General features: G+C 67.0%; 12 protein-coding genes. 1 reads left to right on the top strand and 11 read right to left on the bottom strand.

Features of this window, described 5'->3' with window-relative positions:
• Positions 1-3 precede the first annotated feature (3 nt).
• From KW830_RS09900 to KW830_RS09920, 5 genes are all read right to left on the bottom strand, one after another.
• On the bottom strand, positions 4-705 hold the full coding sequence (locus tag KW830_RS09900; protein ID WP_218333019.1) for a response regulator transcription factor: 702 nt from the start codon (positions 703-705) through the stop codon (positions 4-6).
• 153 nt (positions 706-858) lie between these two features.
• Positions 859-2337: an efflux transporter outer membrane subunit gene (locus KW830_RS09905; RefSeq protein ID WP_218333020.1), complete on the bottom strand. Its 1479-nt coding sequence runs from the start codon at positions 2335-2337 to the stop codon at positions 859-861.
• A gap of 17 nt (positions 2338-2354) precedes the next feature.
• Entirely contained in the window at positions 2355-5597 is a 3243-nt protein-coding gene (locus KW830_RS09910) for an efflux RND transporter permease subunit (RefSeq protein WP_218333021.1), read from the bottom strand.
• Between the two features lie 26 nt (positions 5598-5623).
• A complete protein-coding gene (locus KW830_RS09915) occupies positions 5624-6886 on the bottom strand; it encodes an efflux RND transporter periplasmic adaptor subunit (protein WP_218333022.1) in 1263 nt (420 codons plus the stop codon).
• Between the two features lie 217 nt (positions 6887-7103).
• Positions 7104-7934, bottom strand: a complete 831-nt coding sequence (locus tag KW830_RS09920; RefSeq protein ID WP_066540283.1) for an alpha/beta hydrolase — start codon at positions 7932-7934, stop codon at positions 7104-7106.
• Positions 7935-8145: 211 nt separating this feature from the next.
• Here KW830_RS09920 and KW830_RS09925 point away from each other — a divergent pair, with 211 nt between their 5' ends.
• Positions 8146-9066, top strand: a complete 921-nt coding sequence (locus KW830_RS09925) for a LysR family transcriptional regulator (protein WP_218333023.1) — start codon at positions 8146-8148, stop codon at positions 9064-9066.
• A gap of 90 nt (positions 9067-9156) precedes the next feature.
• Here the strand turns inward: KW830_RS09925 and KW830_RS09930 are convergent, their stop codons facing one another.
• The 6 genes from KW830_RS09930 to pgi form a co-directional block, all read right to left on the bottom strand.
• Positions 9157-10554, bottom strand: coding sequence for an efflux transporter outer membrane subunit (locus KW830_RS09930; protein WP_218333024.1), 1398 nt, complete (start codon positions 10552-10554; stop codon positions 9157-9159).
• Positions 10555-10556: 2 nt separating this feature from the next.
• A complete protein-coding gene (locus KW830_RS09935; protein WP_218333025.1) occupies positions 10557-12572 on the bottom strand; it encodes an ABC transporter permease in 2016 nt (671 codons plus the stop codon).
• Positions 12566-13747, bottom strand: coding sequence for an efflux RND transporter periplasmic adaptor subunit (locus KW830_RS09940; protein WP_218333168.1), 1182 nt, complete (start codon positions 13745-13747; stop codon positions 12566-12568). Before KW830_RS09940 ends, KW830_RS09935 begins: the two co-directional genes overlap by 7 nt.
• A 144-nt stretch (positions 13748-13891) precedes the next feature.
• Positions 13892-14113: a DUF3325 family protein gene (locus KW830_RS09945; RefSeq protein ID WP_218333026.1), complete on the bottom strand. Its 222-nt coding sequence runs from the start codon at positions 14111-14113 to the stop codon at positions 13892-13894.
• Between the two features lie 13 nt (positions 14114-14126).
• The gene (locus tag KW830_RS09950) at positions 14127-16361 is read right to left on the bottom strand and encodes a TonB-dependent siderophore receptor (RefSeq protein WP_218333027.1); all 2235 of its coding nucleotides are present in this window, start codon (positions 16359-16361) and stop codon (positions 14127-14129) included.
• 462 nt (positions 16362-16823) lie between these two features.
• Positions 16824-18413 (bottom strand): glucose-6-phosphate isomerase, encoded by a 1590-nt coding sequence (pgi, locus tag KW830_RS09955; RefSeq protein ID WP_218333028.1) that lies wholly within the window; start codon positions 18411-18413, stop codon positions 16824-16826.
• Between the last annotated feature and the right edge of the window lie 28 nt (positions 18414-18441).

Consider the following 18441-nt stretch of genomic DNA (forward strand, 5'->3'; position numbering starts at 1 on the left):
CCGCTATCGGCCAGCGTCCCATGGCATGAAATAACCAACGCCGCGCATGGTTTGGATGCACTCGTTGCCCAGCTTGCGGCGTAACCGGTGGATATGGACCTCGATGGCATTGCTCTCCAGGGAGCTTTGCCAGTTGTAGAGACGTTCTTCCAACTGCTGGCGGGACAGCACGCGTCCGCGAGACTGCAGCAGAACCAGCAGGATCGAGAACTCGCGCGGAGACATGTCCACCAGCTTTCCACCCAGGTACGCTGTGCGTGTCGCGGGGTCAACCGCCAGATCACCATGGACAATGGTTGGGCTGGCCCGGCCAGCAGCCCGACGTAGCAAGGCGCGCAAACGCGCCTCAAGCTCATCCACATCGAATGGTTTCGGCAGGTAATCGTCCGCGCCCAGATTCAATCCCGCGATGCGCTGATGGACTTGGTCGCGTGCGGTCAGAATGAGCACAGGGGTTGCGGGGTCAGGCAAGCTCTGCGACCCCCAAGGACTTTCAGGACTGGCCCGTAGACGCTGCAGCAGTTGAGCGCCATCCTGATCAGGCAACCCCAGATCCAGCAACACAGCGGAAAACGGCTCTGTGCATAACGCCGTCCATGCGTGGGCCACGCTGCCGCAGACGTCCACCGCATAGCCGCGCTGCGCAAGGCTCGCCTGCAGCCCTTGGGCAATTCCGGGATCATCTTCGACGACAAGGATTCGCATCTCTGAACTCTGGCGTGCACGAGGGCCGGTGTTGATTGGCCAAGTATCTTAGACGGCCTTGGGTTTGAGCAGCAGGCCATTTCGACGCCATCATCCATCCACAGACGGGAGCTGCCATGGGCGGGAGCATGTCCCGCCCTGCCCCATCACAGTTCAGCGTGCCACCACGGCCAGGTTCTGTGCCTGGGCTGCCGCCTGCGACGCCACGTCCCACCCGCCGCCCAGGGCGCGGATCAGGCCGACGGTGGCCGTGTACTGGGCCGTGCGCACCTGCAGGGCCTGGCGCTGGCTGCGCAGTTCGCTGCGGCGCGCATCCAGCAGCTCCAGCTGGCTCACCAGGCCATTGCGGTAGCGCGAATCCGACAGCTGGGTCGCACGCCGTGCCGACTGCACGGCACGGCCCTGGGCTTCGGCTTGGCCTTCCAGCAGCCGCAGCGCGCTGAGCTGGTCCTCCACCTCACGGAAGGCCGTCAGCACCTGGCCCCGGTGGGCGGCCATGGCCGCTTCCAGCCGGGCGCGGGCGCCCTCTTCCTGGGCCGCGCGCTGGCCACCGTCGAACAACGGCAGCGACAGCAGCGCACCGATGCCCCAGGAGCGGGCCGACCACTTGAACAGGTCGCCCAGCTCGGGCGAGGCATGACCGCCGTTGCCGGTCAGCGTGATGGCAGGGAACCAGGCCGCCTCAGCCACGCCCACGCGCGCCTGGGCCGCCATGACGGAGGCCTGGGCCGCCGCCACATCCGGGCGGCGCGCCAGCACCGTGGCCGGCACGCCAGGGGGTACCACAGGCAGGGCCGCTTCGGCTGCAGCCGCTGGCACGGCAAAGCCGCTGGCCACCTCGCCCACCAGCACCGCCAGCGCATGCTGAAGCTGGGCCTGCTGCTGGGCCAGGGACAGGGCTTCGGCCTCGGTCGCTGCCACCTCGGTCTGCACCCGCGCCACGTCCAGCTCGGCCACGTCGCCGGCCTGGAAACGCCGCTGCGTCAGGTGCAGGGTGTCGCGGTAGGCCGCCAGGCTGGCCGTGACCAGGCCATGCTCGGCCTGGACGGCCCGCAGCTGCAGATAGGTCTGGGCCACTTCGGCCTGCACCAGCAGGCGCGTGCTCTGCAGCAAGGCAGCGCGTGCCTGGGCGTCCAGCCGTGCGGCGTCGCTGGCCTTGGACAGCCGGCCGAACAGGTCCAGCTCGTACGACAGATTCAGACCGGCTGTGACCACGGTGGCCGGCATGGCACTGCCGGTGGTGGTGATCCCGGCCTGGCGTACCGCCCCGGTGGACACCCCCAGTTGGGGCGCACGCTGGGCGTCGGCCGTGCGCAGCAGGGAACGCGCCTCAGCCAGCCGGGCCGCTGCCTCCTGGATGCTGGTGTTGCCATCTGCGGCACGCTCCACCAGACCGGTGAGCACCGGGTCGGCAAAACCCAGCCACCAGGCCCCACGCGGCTGGGCTTCGGCCGGCGCTGCCGTGGTCCAGGTCTGGCCTTGGCCTTCAACGCTGTTGGAGAAATGCGCTGGCACAGGCAAAGCCGCGTCGGCGGTCACGGGGGCCAGCGGGTGGCTCATGCAGCCGGCCAGGAACAGGGCCGCCGCCAGCGGCAGCCAGCGCGCCGCGGGAAAAGAAAGAACAGTCGTCATCACCGGATTCCTCGGTTTCATTCGTTGGAGCCGCGCGGTGCGGCCAGCACGGGGTGGGCGGCTGCGCCCGGGCCGCTGTGCAGCTCGCGCTCGCCCAGTGGTGCCGTGTGGTGGCCGTGCTGCTGCAGCGGACGGTTGCCCGCCAGGCGGCGCAGGACCACATAGAACACGGGGGTCAGGAACAGGCCGAAGGCCGTCACACCGATCATCCCGGCGAACACCGCCACGCCCATGGCGCTGCGCATCTCGGCACCGGCCCCGGTGGACAGCACCAGGGGCAGCACACCCATCACAAACGCCAGCGAGGTCATCAGAATGGGGCGCAGGCGCAGGCGGCTGGCTTCGATCGCGGCCTGCACCGGAGTGCGGCCAACAAACTCCAGCTCGCGGGCAAACTCCACGATCAGGATGGCGTTCTTTGCCGACAGCCCCACCAGCACAATGAGCCCGATCTGCGTGAACACGTTATTGTCCCCCCCGCTGAGCCACACCCCGGTCATGGCGGCCAGCAGGCCCATGGGCACGATGAGGATGATGGCGATGGGCAGGGTCAGGCTTTCGTACTGGGCCGCCAGCACCAGGAACACCAGCAGAATGGCCAGGGGGAAGACCAGCACGGCGGAATTGCCGGCCAGGATTTCCTGGTAGGTCAGCTCGGTCCACTCGAAGCCGATGCCGGGTGGCAGGGTTTCGGCAGCGATGCGCTCGATGGCGGCCTGGGCCTGGCCCGAGGAGAAGCCGGGTGCGGGCCCGCCGTTCACATCGGCCGCCAGAAAGCCGTTGTAGCGCATGGCGCGCTCGGGCCCGAAGCTGGGCTCCAGCTTCATCAGGGCCGACAGCGGCACCATCTCGCCCGTGGTGGAACGCACCTTCAGCAGGCCCACGTCTTCGGCACGCGCCCGGTAGGAGGCATCCGCCTGCACGCGCACGCTGTAGGTGCGGCCGAACTGGTTGAAGTCATTGGCGTACAGGCTGCCCAGGTAGATCTGGAGGGTCTCGAAGATATCGGTCACCGGCACCCCCAGCTGACGCGCCTTGGTACGGTCGATGGCGGCATAGAGCTGCGGCACATTGACCTGCCAGCTGGTGAACAGCCCGGCCAGCTCCGGCGTCTGGTAGGCCTTGGCCATGAAGGCCTTCACCGCCTGGTCCATGGCGTCATAGCCCAGCGAGGCACGGTCCTCGATCTGCAGCTTGAAGCCCCCGGTCGTGCCCAGGCCGGCCACCGGTGGCGGCGGGAACATGGCGATGAAGGCTTCCTGGATGCTGCCGAAGGCCTGGTTGAGCTGGCCCGCCACAGCACCACCGCTCTGGTCGGCGCGGGTGCGCTCGGCAAAGGGCTTGAGCGTGACAAACACGATGCCCGAGTTCGAGCTGTTGGTGAAACCGTTGATGGACAGGCCCGGGAAGGCAATGGCGTCTTCCACATTCGGGTTCTGCTTGACGATCTCGCCCATGCGGCGGATCACGTCTTCCGTGCGGTCCAGGGTGGCGCCATCGGGCAGCTGGGCAAAGCCCACCAGATACTGCTTGTCCTGGGCCGGCACGAAGCCGCCGGGCACCAGCTTGAACAGCCCCCAGGTCGCGCCCACCAGCACGGCATAAATCACCAGCATCAGCGCCTTGCGGCCGATGACACGCTGCACGCCGCCGCTGTAGGCATCGGAACCGCGGTGGAACAGGGCATTGAAGCGGCGGAAGAAACCGCCCAGCACGCGTTCCATGCCGCGTGTCAGCGCATCCTTGGGCTCGTGGTGGCCCTTGAGCAGCAGCGCGCTGAGCGCCGGCGACAGGGTCAGCGAGTTGATGGCCGAGATCACCGTCGAGATGGCGATGGTCACCGCGAACTGGCGGTAGAACTGGCCCGTGAGGCCGCTGATGAAGGCCAGGGGCACGAACACGGCCACCAGCACCAGGGCAATGGCGATGATGGGGCCACTCACCTCCTGCATGGCACGGTAGGTGGCTTCGCGCGGCGACAGGCCGGCTTCGATGTTGCGCTCCACGTTTTCCACCACCACGATGGCGTCATCCACCACGATGCCGATGGCCAGCACCAGGCCGAAGAGCGACAGCGCGTTGATCGAAAAGCCCAGCAGGTGCAGCACGGCGAACGTACCCACCACCGACACCGGTACAGCCAGCAGCGGGATGATGGAGGCGCGCCAGGTCTGCAGGAACAGGATCACCACCACCACCACCAGGGCCACGGCTTCCAGCAGGGTGTGGATCACGGACTTGATGGAGGCACGCACGAACTGCGTGGGGTCGTAGGCGATGCGGAATTCCACGCCTTCGGGCATGTGCTTTTGCAGCTCGGCCATGGTGGCGCGCACATTGGCCGAGATGTCCAGGGCGTTGGAGCCCGGGGCCTGGAACACGCCCATGCCCACGGCGGGGTCGTTGTTGAGCAGGGAGCGCAGCGAATAGTCGGCCGCACCCAGCTCCAGGCGGGCCACGTCGCGCAGGCGCGTCACGGCACCGTCCGCGCCGGTCTTGACGATGATGTCGCCGAATTCCTCTTCGGTCTGCAGGCGCCCCTGGGCATTGATGGACAGCTGCATGTCCACGCCCGGTAGGCCGGGCGAAGCGCCCACCACACCGGCCGCGGCCTGCACGTTCTGGCCCCGGATGGCGCTCACCACGTCGGCGGCCGAGAGGCCGCGCTGCGCAACCTTCTGCGGGTCCAGCCAGGCGCGCATGGAATAGTCGCCGCCGCCGAAGATCTGCACCTGGCCCACGCCGGGAATGCGTGCCAGGCGGTCCTTGACGTTGAGCACCGCGTAGTTGCGCAGATAGTCGATGTCATAGCGGCCATTGGGCGAGACCATGTGCACGACCATGGTCAGGTCGGGCGCACTCTTCACCGTGGTGATGCCCAGGCGACGCACTTCCTCGGGCAGGCGCGGTTCGGCCTGGGACACGCGGTTCTGCACCAGTTGCTGGGCCTTGTCCGGGTCGGTGCCCAGGGCAAAGGTCACGGTCAGCGTCATCACACCATCGGTGGTGGCCTGGCTGCCCATGTAGAGCATGCCTTCCACACCGTTGATGGATTCTTCCAGTGGCGTGGCCACGGTTTCGGCGATCACCTTGGGGTTGGCACCGGGATACTGGGCGCGCACCACCACCGAGGGGGGAGCGACTTCCGGGTATTCCGAGATCGGCAGCACGCGCAGGGCGATCAGGCCGGCCAGGAAGATGAGCACCGACAGCACCCCGGCAAAGATGGGGCGGTCGATGAAAAAGCGGGAGAGATTCATGTGCGGGTCTTTCTTGCCGGACGCATTCAGGCGATGGGCTGCTTGGCGGTGGCCTTGGCAGCCGGCGCGCGCTCACCCTGCAGTTCGGCCTTGGCGGCCATGGGCACTTCCTGGGGCGCAATCACTGCGCCGGGGCGCACGCGCTGCAGGCCGTTGACGACGATGCGTTCCCCGGCCTTCAGGCCCGAGGTCACGACACGCAGACCGTCCACCGGTGCGCCCAGCTGCACTTCGCGGTACTCGGCCTTGTCGCCTTCGCCCACGACCATGACGAACTTCTTGTTCTGGTCCGTGCCCACGGCGCGCTCGTTGATCAGCACGGCCGAAGTGCTCTGCGCCTGGCCCATGCGGATGCGCGCGAACTGGCCCGGCATCAGGCTGCCGTCGGCGTTGTCGAACACGGCGCGCACACGCACCGTGCCGCTGCGCGCATCGACCTGGTTGTCGATGAGTTGCAGATGGCCGTTGAAGGGGGTGCTGCCGGCCGTGCCGGTCCCCATCTGCACCGGAATGTGCTCGATGCGTGCACGCCCGCCCTGGGTGCCCTTGCCACCGTCCAGCCCGTCGATGGCGCGTGCCACGACCTGTTCGTCGGTGTCGAAGCTGGCGTAGATCGGGCTGACCGAGACCAGGGTGGTCAGCACCGGTGCGCTGGCACCGGCACTGACCAGGTTGCCCACGGTCACTTCGATGCGGCCCACACGGCCGGCCACGGGGGCGCGCACCTGGGTGTAGGAGAGGTTCAGCCGGGCGGTCTGCAGCGCAGCCTGGGCGGCACGCAGATTGGCATCCGCTTCGCGCTGGGCGTTCACACGTTCGTCGTGCTCACGCTGGGCGATGGCGCTTTCCTGCAGCAGGCGGGCGGCACGCTCCATCTCGCTGCGGGTGTAGGACAGGCGGGCCTGGGCGGCCACCACCTGGGCTTCGGCGCGGTCCACTTCCGCCACATAGGGCGCGGGGTCCACGGTGACCAGCAGATCCCCTTGCTTGACCAGGGCACCTTCGCGGAAATGCACGGCCTGCACGGCACCGGCCACGCGCGGGCGGATGTCCACGCGCTGCACGGCTTCCAGGCGGCCCGAGAATTCATCCCACAGGGACACGTCCTGCAGCACCACGGCGGCCACGGAGACGGGGATGGCAGGCGGTGCGGCCTGGGCAGGCGCCTCGGCATGCGATGCCTGCAGGCCCAGCGCCGCGCCCCCGGCAGCGACGACCACGGTGGCCAGGCCGATGGCGGTCCACCAGCGGCGCGAGGAAGAGGAAACAGGGGAAAGCGGTGCGTTCATGGCAGTTCCTAAAAGATGGTGCGCCCGCCCCGAGGGGCAGGACGCTGAAAATCCGGGCAAAGCGGTGCCCTCCGGCAGATCACGCCGGAAAAAACCGAACAACAGGAGGACCTGCCCCGGCGGGTGCCGGTCAGGGGATACCGTGGCTATGCTCCAACGGTCTGGAGCTCAGGCAGCGGTCACAGGCAAAGATTCAGTGGCAGTGGTGGAGCGTCCGTCACGGCGAGGGCCGACATCGGCTGTCTGCAAAGAAGCGGCGAAACTGCTCCTGCACCTCGTCCGCACAGGGACAGGCGCGGGTGCCGGGCTGCAGCAGGGCGTCGGGCCATTGCTGCGCCTGGTTGAACACGTGGCGGGTCACGGAAAGGCCCGCAGCTTCGAGCCGGGCCGCATAGGCCAGGGCTTCGTCGTGCATGGGGTCGTCGCTGCCCACCAGCACCAGGGTGGGCGGCAGGCCTGCCAGGCGCTGGGCGGCACCGGGCACGGCATAAGGGTGCTCGGCATCGCGCGTGCACCCCAGGAACTTGAGCCAGCCATCGGCCCATTTGCAGGCGGTGGCGGTCCCTGTGGCCGCGCGCAGCGAGGGCGTGCCCACACAGGGATCCAGCATGGGCGACAACAGTATCTGTCCTGCCAGCGGCGGATGCGACTGGTCACGCGCCATCAGGGCCACACCGGCCGCCAGATTGCCGCCTGCCTCTTCACCGGCCAGGTACACCTGGGCACCGGCACCCGCCAGACGCGTGCGCTGCTTGTAGGCCCACTGCAACACGGCATACCCGGTTTCCAGCGGTTGGGGAAACGGCGAGAGCGGGTAGGCCACCGAAACCACACGGGCGCCAGCGCCTTCCAGCAGGCTGGCCACGGTGCAGCCGTTGTCCAAATCACCCGAGACAAAAGCCCCCCCATGGAAATGCACCACCAGAGGGAGCACCTGGCCCGCCGGCTTGCTGCCGTAGACGCGCACGGCCACCTCCTGCCCGGCCACGGTGAGGGTGGAATCAGTGCAGACGGACGGTGGCGACGGGACAGCAGAGGTGGTGGACATGGTGGTGGGGCCGAACGGGATCGGGCAGGACCTGACAGAACCAAACAGGACCGGACAAAGCCGGATGAGGGCAAATGTAGCGCGGCAAAGGACCCCGATAAACCGGGCAATTGCCACCGCAGTGTTTCCAATTCCCGAACAATGGCGCAGGGAACTGCGTGTGAGAATTCTTCTGCCCCTTTCGGGGCAGAGAAGGAAAAAGGGAGAGTCCATGGACCAGATCCAGGCCATGCGCCTGTTTGCGCGCGTGGTCGAAGCCGGCACGTTCACGCGCGCGGCCGATTCACTGCAATTGCCCAAGGGCACGGTGACCAAGCACGTCCAGGCCCTGGAGGCGCGCTTGCGCGTCAAGCTGCTCAACCGCACGACCCGCCGGGTCACGGTCACGGCCGATGGCGCGGCCTACTACGACCGTGTCGTGCGGCTGCTGGCCGACTTTGACGATATGGAAGCCAGCCTCAGCCAGGCGCGTGCCGCGCCGCGCGGGCGCCTGCGCGTGGATGTCGGCACCTCCATGGCACGCCTGCTCATCATTCCGCGGCTGGCCGAGTTCCAGGCGCGCTACCCCGACATCCAGATCGACCTGGGCGTCAGCGACCGCACGGTGGACCTGATCGGTGACAACGTGGACTGCGTGATCCGTGGTGGCGAGCTGTCCGAGCAGTCCCTGGTGGCGCGGCGTATCGGCAACCTCGAATTCGTGACCGTGGCCGCACCCGGTTATCTGGCCCAGTACGGCACGCCCCAGCACCCGCTGGATCTGGAGAACGGCCACCTCAACGTGATCTATTTCTCGCCGGTTTCCATGCGCCGCTACCCGCTGGAATTCCACCGCGGCGGGGAAGTGCTGGAGATCGGCAGCCCGGCCCAGCTGGCCGTGAACGAGGCCAATGCCTATGTGGCGGCCATCGTCGCGGGCCGGGGCGTGGGCCAGATCACCACCTTCCAGGCCCAGAGCCATCTGGAGGCCGGCGAACTGGTGCAACTGCTGCCCGAATGGACCCAGCCGCTGCTGCCCGTCTATGTGGTCTACCCGCCCAACCGCCACCTGAGCGCCAAGGTGCGTGCCTTTGTGGACTGGGCGGCCGAGCTGTTTGTGCAGAACCCGCATCTGCAGCGCAGCACCGCCTGAGATGAAGGCATGCGCTTCGCAGCGCATGCTTCCAAGGGCGCGCGGATACCGCAGCCCTGGGGAGCCAGCAGCACGCTGCTGGCAGCCGCCTCAAGAGGCCGGCAGTTCCGTCGCCGTCTGCAGCGACCAGCCGCCCCCCAGCGCCTTGTACAAGGCCACATGCCCTTGCAGGCGATCGTTCTGCAACTGGACCGCCTGGTCCTGGGCTGCATAGAGGGTGCGCTGGGTCTCCAGCAGCGCCAGCAGGCTTTCAGCCCCTGCGCGGTAACGCACCTCGGCCAGCGCCAGCGCACGGCGCGCCTGCTCCAGCTCCTGGGTGTGCGCCAGGATTTGCGCATCCACTCCTGCCAGCGTATGCAGCGCCGCCTGCACATCGCCCAGGGCCTGGACGATGGTTTGCCGGTAGACCGCCAGAAGCTCTGCTTGCCGGGCCTGGGCCAGCTCATGGCCCGCGGCCAGCCTGCCAGCGTCGAACACCGGTGCGACCAGCCCCGCAGCCAGCGTATACAAGGGGTTGTCGAACATGCCGCCCAGCCGGTCATCGCCGGTGCCCAGGCTGCTGGTCAGTGTCAGGCGCGGCAGCATGGCTGCACGGGCCACCGCCACATCGGCATGGGCGGCGGCCAGCTGCGCCTCGGCCCGTGCCACGTCCGGGCGGCGGACCAGCAGTTCCGATGGCAGGCCCGCATCCAGCGCTGGGGCACGCAGGGCCATCACGCTGCGCTCCGCCATGGGCGCAGCCGGTGTCTGTCCCAGCAGTATCTCCATGGAAGTCTGGGTCAGGGCCACCTGCTGCTCCAGCAGGGCCAGGCTGCGCTGCTGCGCTGCCACCAGCCCGCGCTGCTGCGCCAGGTCCAGCGGAGACGCCGCACCGGCGCGCACCCGGGAGTCGATCAGCTGCAGCAGCCGCTCGGCGCTGCGCAGATTGGATTGGGCGATCTCTGTGCGTTCGCGCAAGGCAACGCCTTGCAGCCATGCACTGGCCACCCCCGCGGTCACAGTCAGTCGCACGGTATCGCGGTCATAGGCGCTGGCGCGCACGCTGGCCTGGGCGCCCTCCAGTGCAGACCGGTTTCGTCCCCAGAAGTCCAGCTCGTAGCTGGCCGACAGCGCGGCGCCATAGCGGGTCCCGCTGACATTGGCCTGCCCACCGAGCCGCCCTTCCCGGTTGCCGTCCACAGAGGCAGTCACGGCCGGCAGCAGCGAAGCGCCTGTCTGGCGTGCACTGGCAGCGGCCTGGTCCACACGGGCCGCTGCTGCGGCAATGTCCCAGCTGCCTTGGTGAGCCTGCGCCACCAGGGCATCCAGTTCTGCACTGCCCAGGCTGCGCCACCAATCCTGGTTCACCGGCAGCAGTTCCCCTTGCGCGACCTGCTGCCACCGGGCAGGCAGGTTCGGTGCCCACTCCGCTGGTTGCACCGAGGGTGCCGCGCACCCCATTAACGCCAACAGGGCCACACATGCCCCGGCGGTTGCGAATACCTGCATTCCTACTCTCCTGCCAATGCCCGTACCGGGTCCAGACGCGCAGCGGTCTGGGCCGGCTTGTAGCCAAAGATCAGCCCGGTGATCACTGCACAGGCAAACGCGCCCAGCATGGCCCGCACCGAAAACACCACGGCGACCTCGGCGGCAATCAACACCGCCCCCACCGCCAATCCGACCAGTAGGCCCACGCTACCGCCGACCAGGGTCACCAGGCTGGCTTCGGTCAGGAACTGTCGCAAGATGTCGCGCTGGCGCGCGCCCACGGCCATGCGGATGCCGATTTCCCGTGTGCGTTCCTTGACCGTCATCAGCATCACATTCATCACCCCGATCCCGCCAACCACCAGCGAGACCGCCGCAATCAGGCCCAGCATCATGGCCATGCTCTTGCGGGTGGCGGCTTCCGCCTGGATGCGTGCCGCGGCGTTGCCGATGCCAAAGTCCTCCCGCCCGCCATGGCGGGCGATCAGCAACTGGCGCATGGCGGTCTCTGCCGCATGGACCTGAGTGGAGGACATGGCCTCCACCACCACATAGTCCGGCTGGGTCTGGCTTTGGTAGACGCGGGCCCGGCCCGCGTTGTAGGGGATGAACACCATGTCGTCATAGTCCTGGGCACCGGAGTCTGCCCCGCGCTCGCTCATGACGCCAATCACCTCGAAGGCCGAGTTGCCGATGATGAGCTGCTTGCCCAGCGGATTCGGGGTATCGGGGAAGAAGTGCTTCCAGGCCTTGTGCCCCAGCACCACCAAGGGTGCCAGGTCATGGTCTTCCGCCTCGGTGTAGAAACGCCCCTGCGCCACCGACCAGTGGTGAACGGCCGGCATTTCCTCGCTGGCGGCAAACACATAGAGCTGCTTGTCCGCGCTGCCGTAGCGCACGGTGACCGGGTCTCCGATGACCGGCAGCACGCGGCGGATTTCCGGCAGCTCGCGCACGGCCTGCAAATCCTCCTCGGTCAGCTGCCCAGCCGGCCCTCCGGTGGCAGGCGGCTTGCTCCCCATGTAGAGAATGGCCGTTCCCATGGTGCCCATGCGCTCCATCACCTGGCGGCGCGCCCCCTCCCCGATGGCCAGCATCACGATCACCGAAGCCACGCCAATCACGATGCCCAGCAAGGTCAGGCTGGTACGCACCCGGTTCACGACCATGCCACGCCAGGCGCTGCGGGCCGCTTCCAGCAGATCGGCCCACCAGGAAGCCGTGGCCGTCTGGTGCGATGTATCTTTCGCCGCCGGGATGGTCAGCGGCTGTGCCGGTGCCGCGTCCTGGTCTGCCGTGTGCCGGCTCTGGCTGTCGCTCACGATGCGGCCATCATGGATTTCAATCACGCGCCGCGCCTGGGCCGCCACGGACCGGTCGTGCGTGATCAGCAGGATGGTGTGCCCGGCATCGGCCAGCTCGTTCAGCAGCGCCATGACTTCGGCCCCGCTCTGGGAGTCCAGCGCACCGGTCGGCTCGTCGGCCAGGATCACGCTGCCGCCATTCATCAATGCCCGGGCGATCGACACCCGCTGCTGCTGCCCGCCGGAAAGCTGGTGGGGCCGGTTGTCCCGCCTGGCGCTCAAACCCAGGCGGTTCAGCAGGCCCTGCGCCCTTTGCATCCGCGCTTCCTTGGAGACGCCGGCATAGATGGCGGGCATCTCCACGTTCTCCTGGGCAGTTTCGCTGGCAATCAGGTGGTAGCCCTGGAACACAAAGCCAAAGGCTTCGCGCCGCAGCCATGCCAGCGCATCCGCATCCAGCTGGCCCACATCCTGTCCCTGGAAGTGGTAGCTGCCCTGGCTGGGACGGTCCAGACAGCCCAGGATGTTCATCAGCGTGGACTTGCCCGAGCCCGAGCTGCCGACCACCGCGACAAATTCGCCGGCGTGGATGTCCAGATCAATGCCGCGCAAGACCGTGACTTCCGGCTGGCCGCCGCTGCCGCCGTAGTGCTTGCAGATGCCGCGCAGCGCAATCAAGGGCACGGAACGGTCTGTGGATACCGAGGAAGGCGCCGATTCCGTGCTCACCATTGCAGCCACCGCAGCCCGCCCGCACTGGTGGTTTCACCCGTGACCACCTTCTCACCCTCTTCCAGCCCCTGCAGCACGGCCACCTGGTGGCGGCTGCGCACCCCGGTTTGCACGGAGCGGGATTCCGGCTGGCCGCGGGCGTTCAAGACACGCACCACTTGGCCGTCGCTCTTGGCATCCGGCTGCAGCGCCACCAGGGGCACCGTCAAGGCCTGGGGAGCTCGTTCCGCGACAAAGACCACCTGCGCCGTCATCTGCGGCATCAGCTCGGCATCCAGGTTGTCCACATCGAACAGCACCGTATAGGCCACCGCCTTGGTGGCTGCCGCAGGCGCATTGGCCGCGTTGCCGACCGGCGCCACGCTGGCGGAAGGTGCCGGCAAGACCTGGCGCACTTCGCTGCTCCAGCGGCGCGGCTTGTCCTGGCCTGCACTGCCCAGGGTGGTGAAGTACACCGGCATGCCTGGCTTGACCCGGCGCACATCGGCCTCCGAGACATCGGTCCAGACGGTCATGGCCGTCAGATCCGCGATGCGCAGGATATTGGGGGTCTGGTAGGTGGCGTTGAGCGTCTGCCCTTCGCGTGCCTCGACCGTCACCACGGTGCCGGCCATGGGGGCATAGATGCGGGTGTAGCCCAAGCGGGCCTCATCGGCCTTGAGGGTGGCCTGGGTCTGCTCGATCTGTGCCTTGAGATGCTCGATGCGTGCCGCAGCGCCTGCCAGCTGCGCCTGGGCGGACTGCACATCCTCTTCGCGCGTGGCCCCCTCCCGAGCCATCTGCTGCTGGCGCTCCCACTGCTGCTGGGCCAGCCGGTGCTGGGCCAGCTGTTCGGCCAGCTGCGCGCGCAAGCCTGCCAGCGATGCACGCCCGGCATCGACCGTGGCGCGTTGCACGCTGGGGTCGATCTCGACCAGCAATGCGCCCTTTTCCACCGTGGTGCCGGGCGCCACCAGCAAGCGCGTGATCTGCCCTGAGACCTGCGCCCCCACATCCACATAGCGGCGCGGCTGCAAGGTGCCGATGGCCGTTACCGTGGCCTCCACATCCCCGCGGGCCACCGCCTCCGTATGGTAGGCCGTATAGGGCCGGCTGGCCCACCACAGAACACCAACTATTCCACTTGCGGCCGCCAGGGCCACGACCATCCAACGCCTCAATCCACCAACCTGCATCAAAGGAGCACTTTCAAAAAACAATAACAACCGCCTTGCGCCAGCGACATTCCCATTCCGGCCTCACCACCGCATCGCCGGCAGCAGCGGGAGCACGCAGCCGCTCACCCCCAGCAGCGCCGCCACCGCACCGGTGCGTGCCGTCTAGCGTGGGGAGCAGGACATTCCTCCCGCCGCCAGCAACGCGCCCAGCGACCAGAAGCCGATGGCCGCCACCGTGCCCACGGTGGCATTCCAGCCCGCTACGCAGGGGACCCAGACGCCCGCCAGCAGCAGTACGCCCACGCAGCGCAGCAGCGCGCGCAACGCCACCGCCATGCGCAGCACCAGCCCCATGCCGGGATGGCGATCGAGGTGCCGGCTCATGCGCCCTGCCCGATCAGAATCGGCCCTTCAGGGTGACCGTCACCGTGCGCTTTTCACCATAGAAGTTGCCATAACCGGCGTAGCCCACGGTGCTGTAGTAGGTCTTGTCGAACAGATTGCCCACGTTCATGGCCACGCTCCAGTCCGGATTGATGGCATAGCCCAGACGCGCAGACCAGACGGCCTGGCCAGGCGAGGTGAACTGGTACGGCGTCCATGCGCCGTCATAACGGCCCGTGACCGGGTTGTAGGCACTGATGCCCCCGGAGCGGAAGTTCGAGCTCTGCGCCACCACGCCCGCCCCCAGGCTCCAGCCGCGCATAGCGCCGGTCATGCGGTAGTCCGCCCAGGCCTTGAACAGATGGCGCGGCGTGATCGTGCTGAACTGGGCATCGTCCTGGCGCTTGTTTTCGTTGTCGTTGTAGGTGTAACCCACCGCCAGTTGCAAATTGGGCGTGATGCGCCCCATCAGCTCCAGGTCGATGCCCTGGCTTAGCAGGTAGCCGTCCCGGAAATAGCAGCAACCGCCACGCCAGTTGGTTTGCGGGTAAGCGGGGTCATAGGCTGCCTCGCCCTTTTTTTCCGTGCGGAACAGCGCGGCGCTGGCGATCAGGTCCTTGCCCCATTGGTTCTTGATGCCCAGCTCGTAAGTCCGGCCACGGACCGGATCCAGCGGCGCGCCTGGCAAGGGGGCGGAGAATTTGCCGGCCTGGGACTGGTAGATCTCTGCCGTGCTGGCGTACAGGCTGGTGGTGGCGGACCAGTCGTAGACCACGCCGGCATAGGGCACGAAGACCCCGTTTTCCCGGCTGCGGGAGTTGAGTACCCCGCTCATGTCGTACTGGGTGTTGCTGTCCCGCAAGGTGTAGCGCCCCCCCAGCACCACGGCCCAGTCCTTGACAGGGCGCAGGCGCAAGGAACCATACAGGCCGGACTTCTGGGTGCTGGTTTGCGAACCGCTGTCCCATGCCCCCAGCGGATAGCCGGGGTTGACCGGCGGTATGCGGTTGAACACGTCGGCAGGGCCGATCATCGGCCAGAGGCTGCGAACGGTATCGCTGGTGCGCTGCATGTCCCAACCCACAATCACATCGTGGCGTTGACCGAAGGCATCGAAGCCACCCTGGACGTTCACATCCAGGCTGGTTTCACGCGAACGTGTCTTGCTTTGGTGAATCCACCAATCCGCGCCTTCCAGGGTGATCGGGTCTGGTGCACTTTCGATTTCCGCGCCATTCACGCCTTCATGGAAGCGCGTGTGCCGCACCTGCGCCTTCACTTGCCAATCGGAAGAGAGCTGGTGCTCCAGCTTGGCAAACACCGTCTTGTTCTCACGCTCGATCCAGTTCCAGGGCGCCCCCATATTGGTGTCACGGGGCAGGCCGATGTCGCTGCCGTCTGCGTAACGTGGCAGGCTGGCGTTGAAGCCGGTATTGCGGTCTTTTTGGTAGCTGGCGCCCAGCATCAGCAGGGTGCTGGCGCTCAGGTCCATTTCCAGGGCGCCATACAGCATCTGCCGCTTCAGGCGCGACGGATCCGCCATTTCACGGCGATCGTGGTTGACCGCCACAAAGCGGCCGCGAACGCTACCAGTGGCGTTGAGTGCCCCCGTGGTATCCAGCTCGGCCCGGTAGTTGTTCAGCGTACCGCCGGACAGCAGCACCTGCGTCTGGCGCTGTACCTGGGGCCGCTTATAGGTGAAGTTGATGACACCACCGGCCTCGCCAGCACCGAACATGCCGTCGGCACCGCGCAGTAGGCTGACGTTGTCGAACTGCGCCATGTCCAGGCTGCGGCTGCCGGATCGTGTCGAATTGGCCGCGCCGCCGTCATAGCGGATGTTCTTGATCTCCAGACCGCGCGACAGGTAGGTGGTGTCCAGCCAGGTCTCTTCACGGGTGACCCCCGTGGTCTGGTTCATCACATCGTCCAGCGTACGCAGTGCCTGGTCGTCCATGCGCTGGCGTGTGACGACGGTGACGGACTGCGGAATCTCCCGCAGCGATTGCGCCGCCTTGCCCACTTCCACCCCCTGGGGAGCATAGGAATTCAGGGCCTCGCTGTACACACTGGGCGCCGACTTCTCCGTGACGGTCACTTCGCCCAGGGCTGTGGTGTTGGCAGTGGCCGCAGCGCTTTGCGCCCAGCAGGCATCGAGGAGAACAAACAATGAGGCTGCGGCCAGGGCGCAGGCGCGCACAGCGCCGGGTGCGGCATTGCGGCCGGAAGAGAACAAGCGAGTGGACATGAACGACTCAAAGTGCGGAAACCACGGAATACCCCATGGGAACAGCACGATGCGCTCCGCCACGGGCAAGCAGAAGTGCTGTGGCTAAGACGGAGACCGTAGGCTGGCAGCTTGATAACCAAGAATCATTCTTAGTTTTATTAATAATTGTAAAGTACGCGCAAATTTTTGCGAACTGCATTGGCGCAAAAAATACAGCGACGGATCGTCCGCAGTGGTCGCTGATGGCGACAGCGGTTCAAAGGGCGGGAATGGCTGCAGTGGAATGCCCCGGACCATAACCGCCAGTGGAGCGGTACAAGGGAGGCAGCCCAGAGTGAAAAAGGCGCCGCAGTGCACACGCCGGTCGTTCCAAGGCGCCCAGCAAAAGCGCCCAGGCCTCGGCATGTGCCTCACCACCAGAGATCCATGGTGCTGCGCGACCGCGCACACCCGGCACCGCCGTCGCCGGGAGGCCGCCGCTCAGTCCAGCAGCAGCTGGCGCACCAGCGCCGTGGTCGAGGCATCCACCCCTTGCCAGTCCTTGCGGGCAATGCGGTCCTGCAGGTCCTCGGCCAGCAGCTTGCCCAACTCCACCCCCCACTGGTCGAAGCTGTTGATGCCCCAGATCACGCCCGAGCAGAACACGCGGTGCTCATACAGTGCCACCAGGGCACCGAACGAGGCCGGATCCAGCCGCTCCAGCAGCAGAAAGGTGCTGGGCCGGTTGCCCGGGCAATGCTGTTCGGGCCGGCCATCGTGGCGCCCCATCAGCAGGGCCTGGGCCTGGGCCACCGCGTTCACCACCAGGCTGCGGTGGTGGGCCCCCAGGTGCTTGCCGCCGTCGCGCAGAGCGATGAATTCCACCGGCACCACATCCTGGCCCTGGTGCAGCATCTGGAAGAACGCGTGCTGGCCGTTGGTGCCGGGCTCGCCCCAGACCACGGCCGAGGTCTGCACCCGGACGGGCCGACCGTCGCGGTCCACGCTCTTGCCATTGCTTTCCATTTCCAGCTGCTGCAAATAGGCCGGCAGGCGGCGCAGGCCATGGCTGTAGGCAGCCATGCAGCGGCTGCCATAGCCCATGAAGTTGCGATACCAGACGTCCAGCAGCGCCAGACGCACCGGCAGGTTCTGCTCCAGCGGCGCCTGCACGAAATGCGCATCCATGGCGTGGGCGCCGGCCAGCATCTCGCGAAAGCGCTCCGCTCCCACCGCAATCGCCACCGGCAGGCCGATGGCGGACCACAGCGAATAGCGCCCCCCCACCCAGTCCCAGAACGGCAAGGTGGTGTGGATGCCGAAATCTGCCGCAGCGACCGTGTTGGTGGTCAGCGCGACAAAGTGGCGTGCCACGGCCTGGGCCTGTTCTTCGGCAGACAGTGCGGCCGTCTGCGCCATGAACCATGCCCGTGCCGAACGGGCATTGAGCATGGTTTCCGCCGTGGTGAAAGACTTGGAAGCCACGATGAACAGCGTGTGCCGGACATCCACCTTGTCCAGCACATGGCCCAGTTCGTGGCCATCGACATTGGAGACAAAGTGAAAGCGCTTGCCGGTGGTCACCCAGTCTTCGAGGGCATTCACCGCCACCTCCGGCCCCAGGTGGGAGCCGCCAATGCCGATGTTGACCACATCGGTGATGAGCGTGTCGCCCCGCACCCGCTCGGCCAGCGCCAGCATGGCGTCCAGCGTCTGGTGCACATCGCGCAAGGGCTGCTGCAATGCAGTATTACCGGACAGGGCTGCCGCCAGTTCACCACCATTAGCCGGCATGCGCAGCAGCCAGTGCATGGCCGCACGGTGCTCGGAGGTGTTGATGGCTTCGCCGGCAAACAAGGCCGTGCGCCAGGACTCCAGGCGGCGCTCGCGCGCCAGGGCCATCAGCGCGGCCTCGACCTGTGCATCCCAGGCGTTTTTGGACAGGTCTGCAAACACATGGGGGGCCTGCAGACTGAAATCCGTCAGCCGCCGCGCATCGCTGGCAAATGCACCCCGAATGTCCCAGTCCTGGGTCTGTTGGCTACGCAGCAGCGCCAAGGACTGCCATGCGGACGTCTGATCACAACCCATTCACTGTGTCTCTTCGTTGTTCGGATAC

The organism is Comamonas sp. CMM03 (genome assembly GCF_019218715.1).
In the GTDB taxonomy this organism is placed as follows: Bacteria; Pseudomonadota; Gammaproteobacteria; order Burkholderiales; family Burkholderiaceae_C; genus Comamonas; species Comamonas terrigena.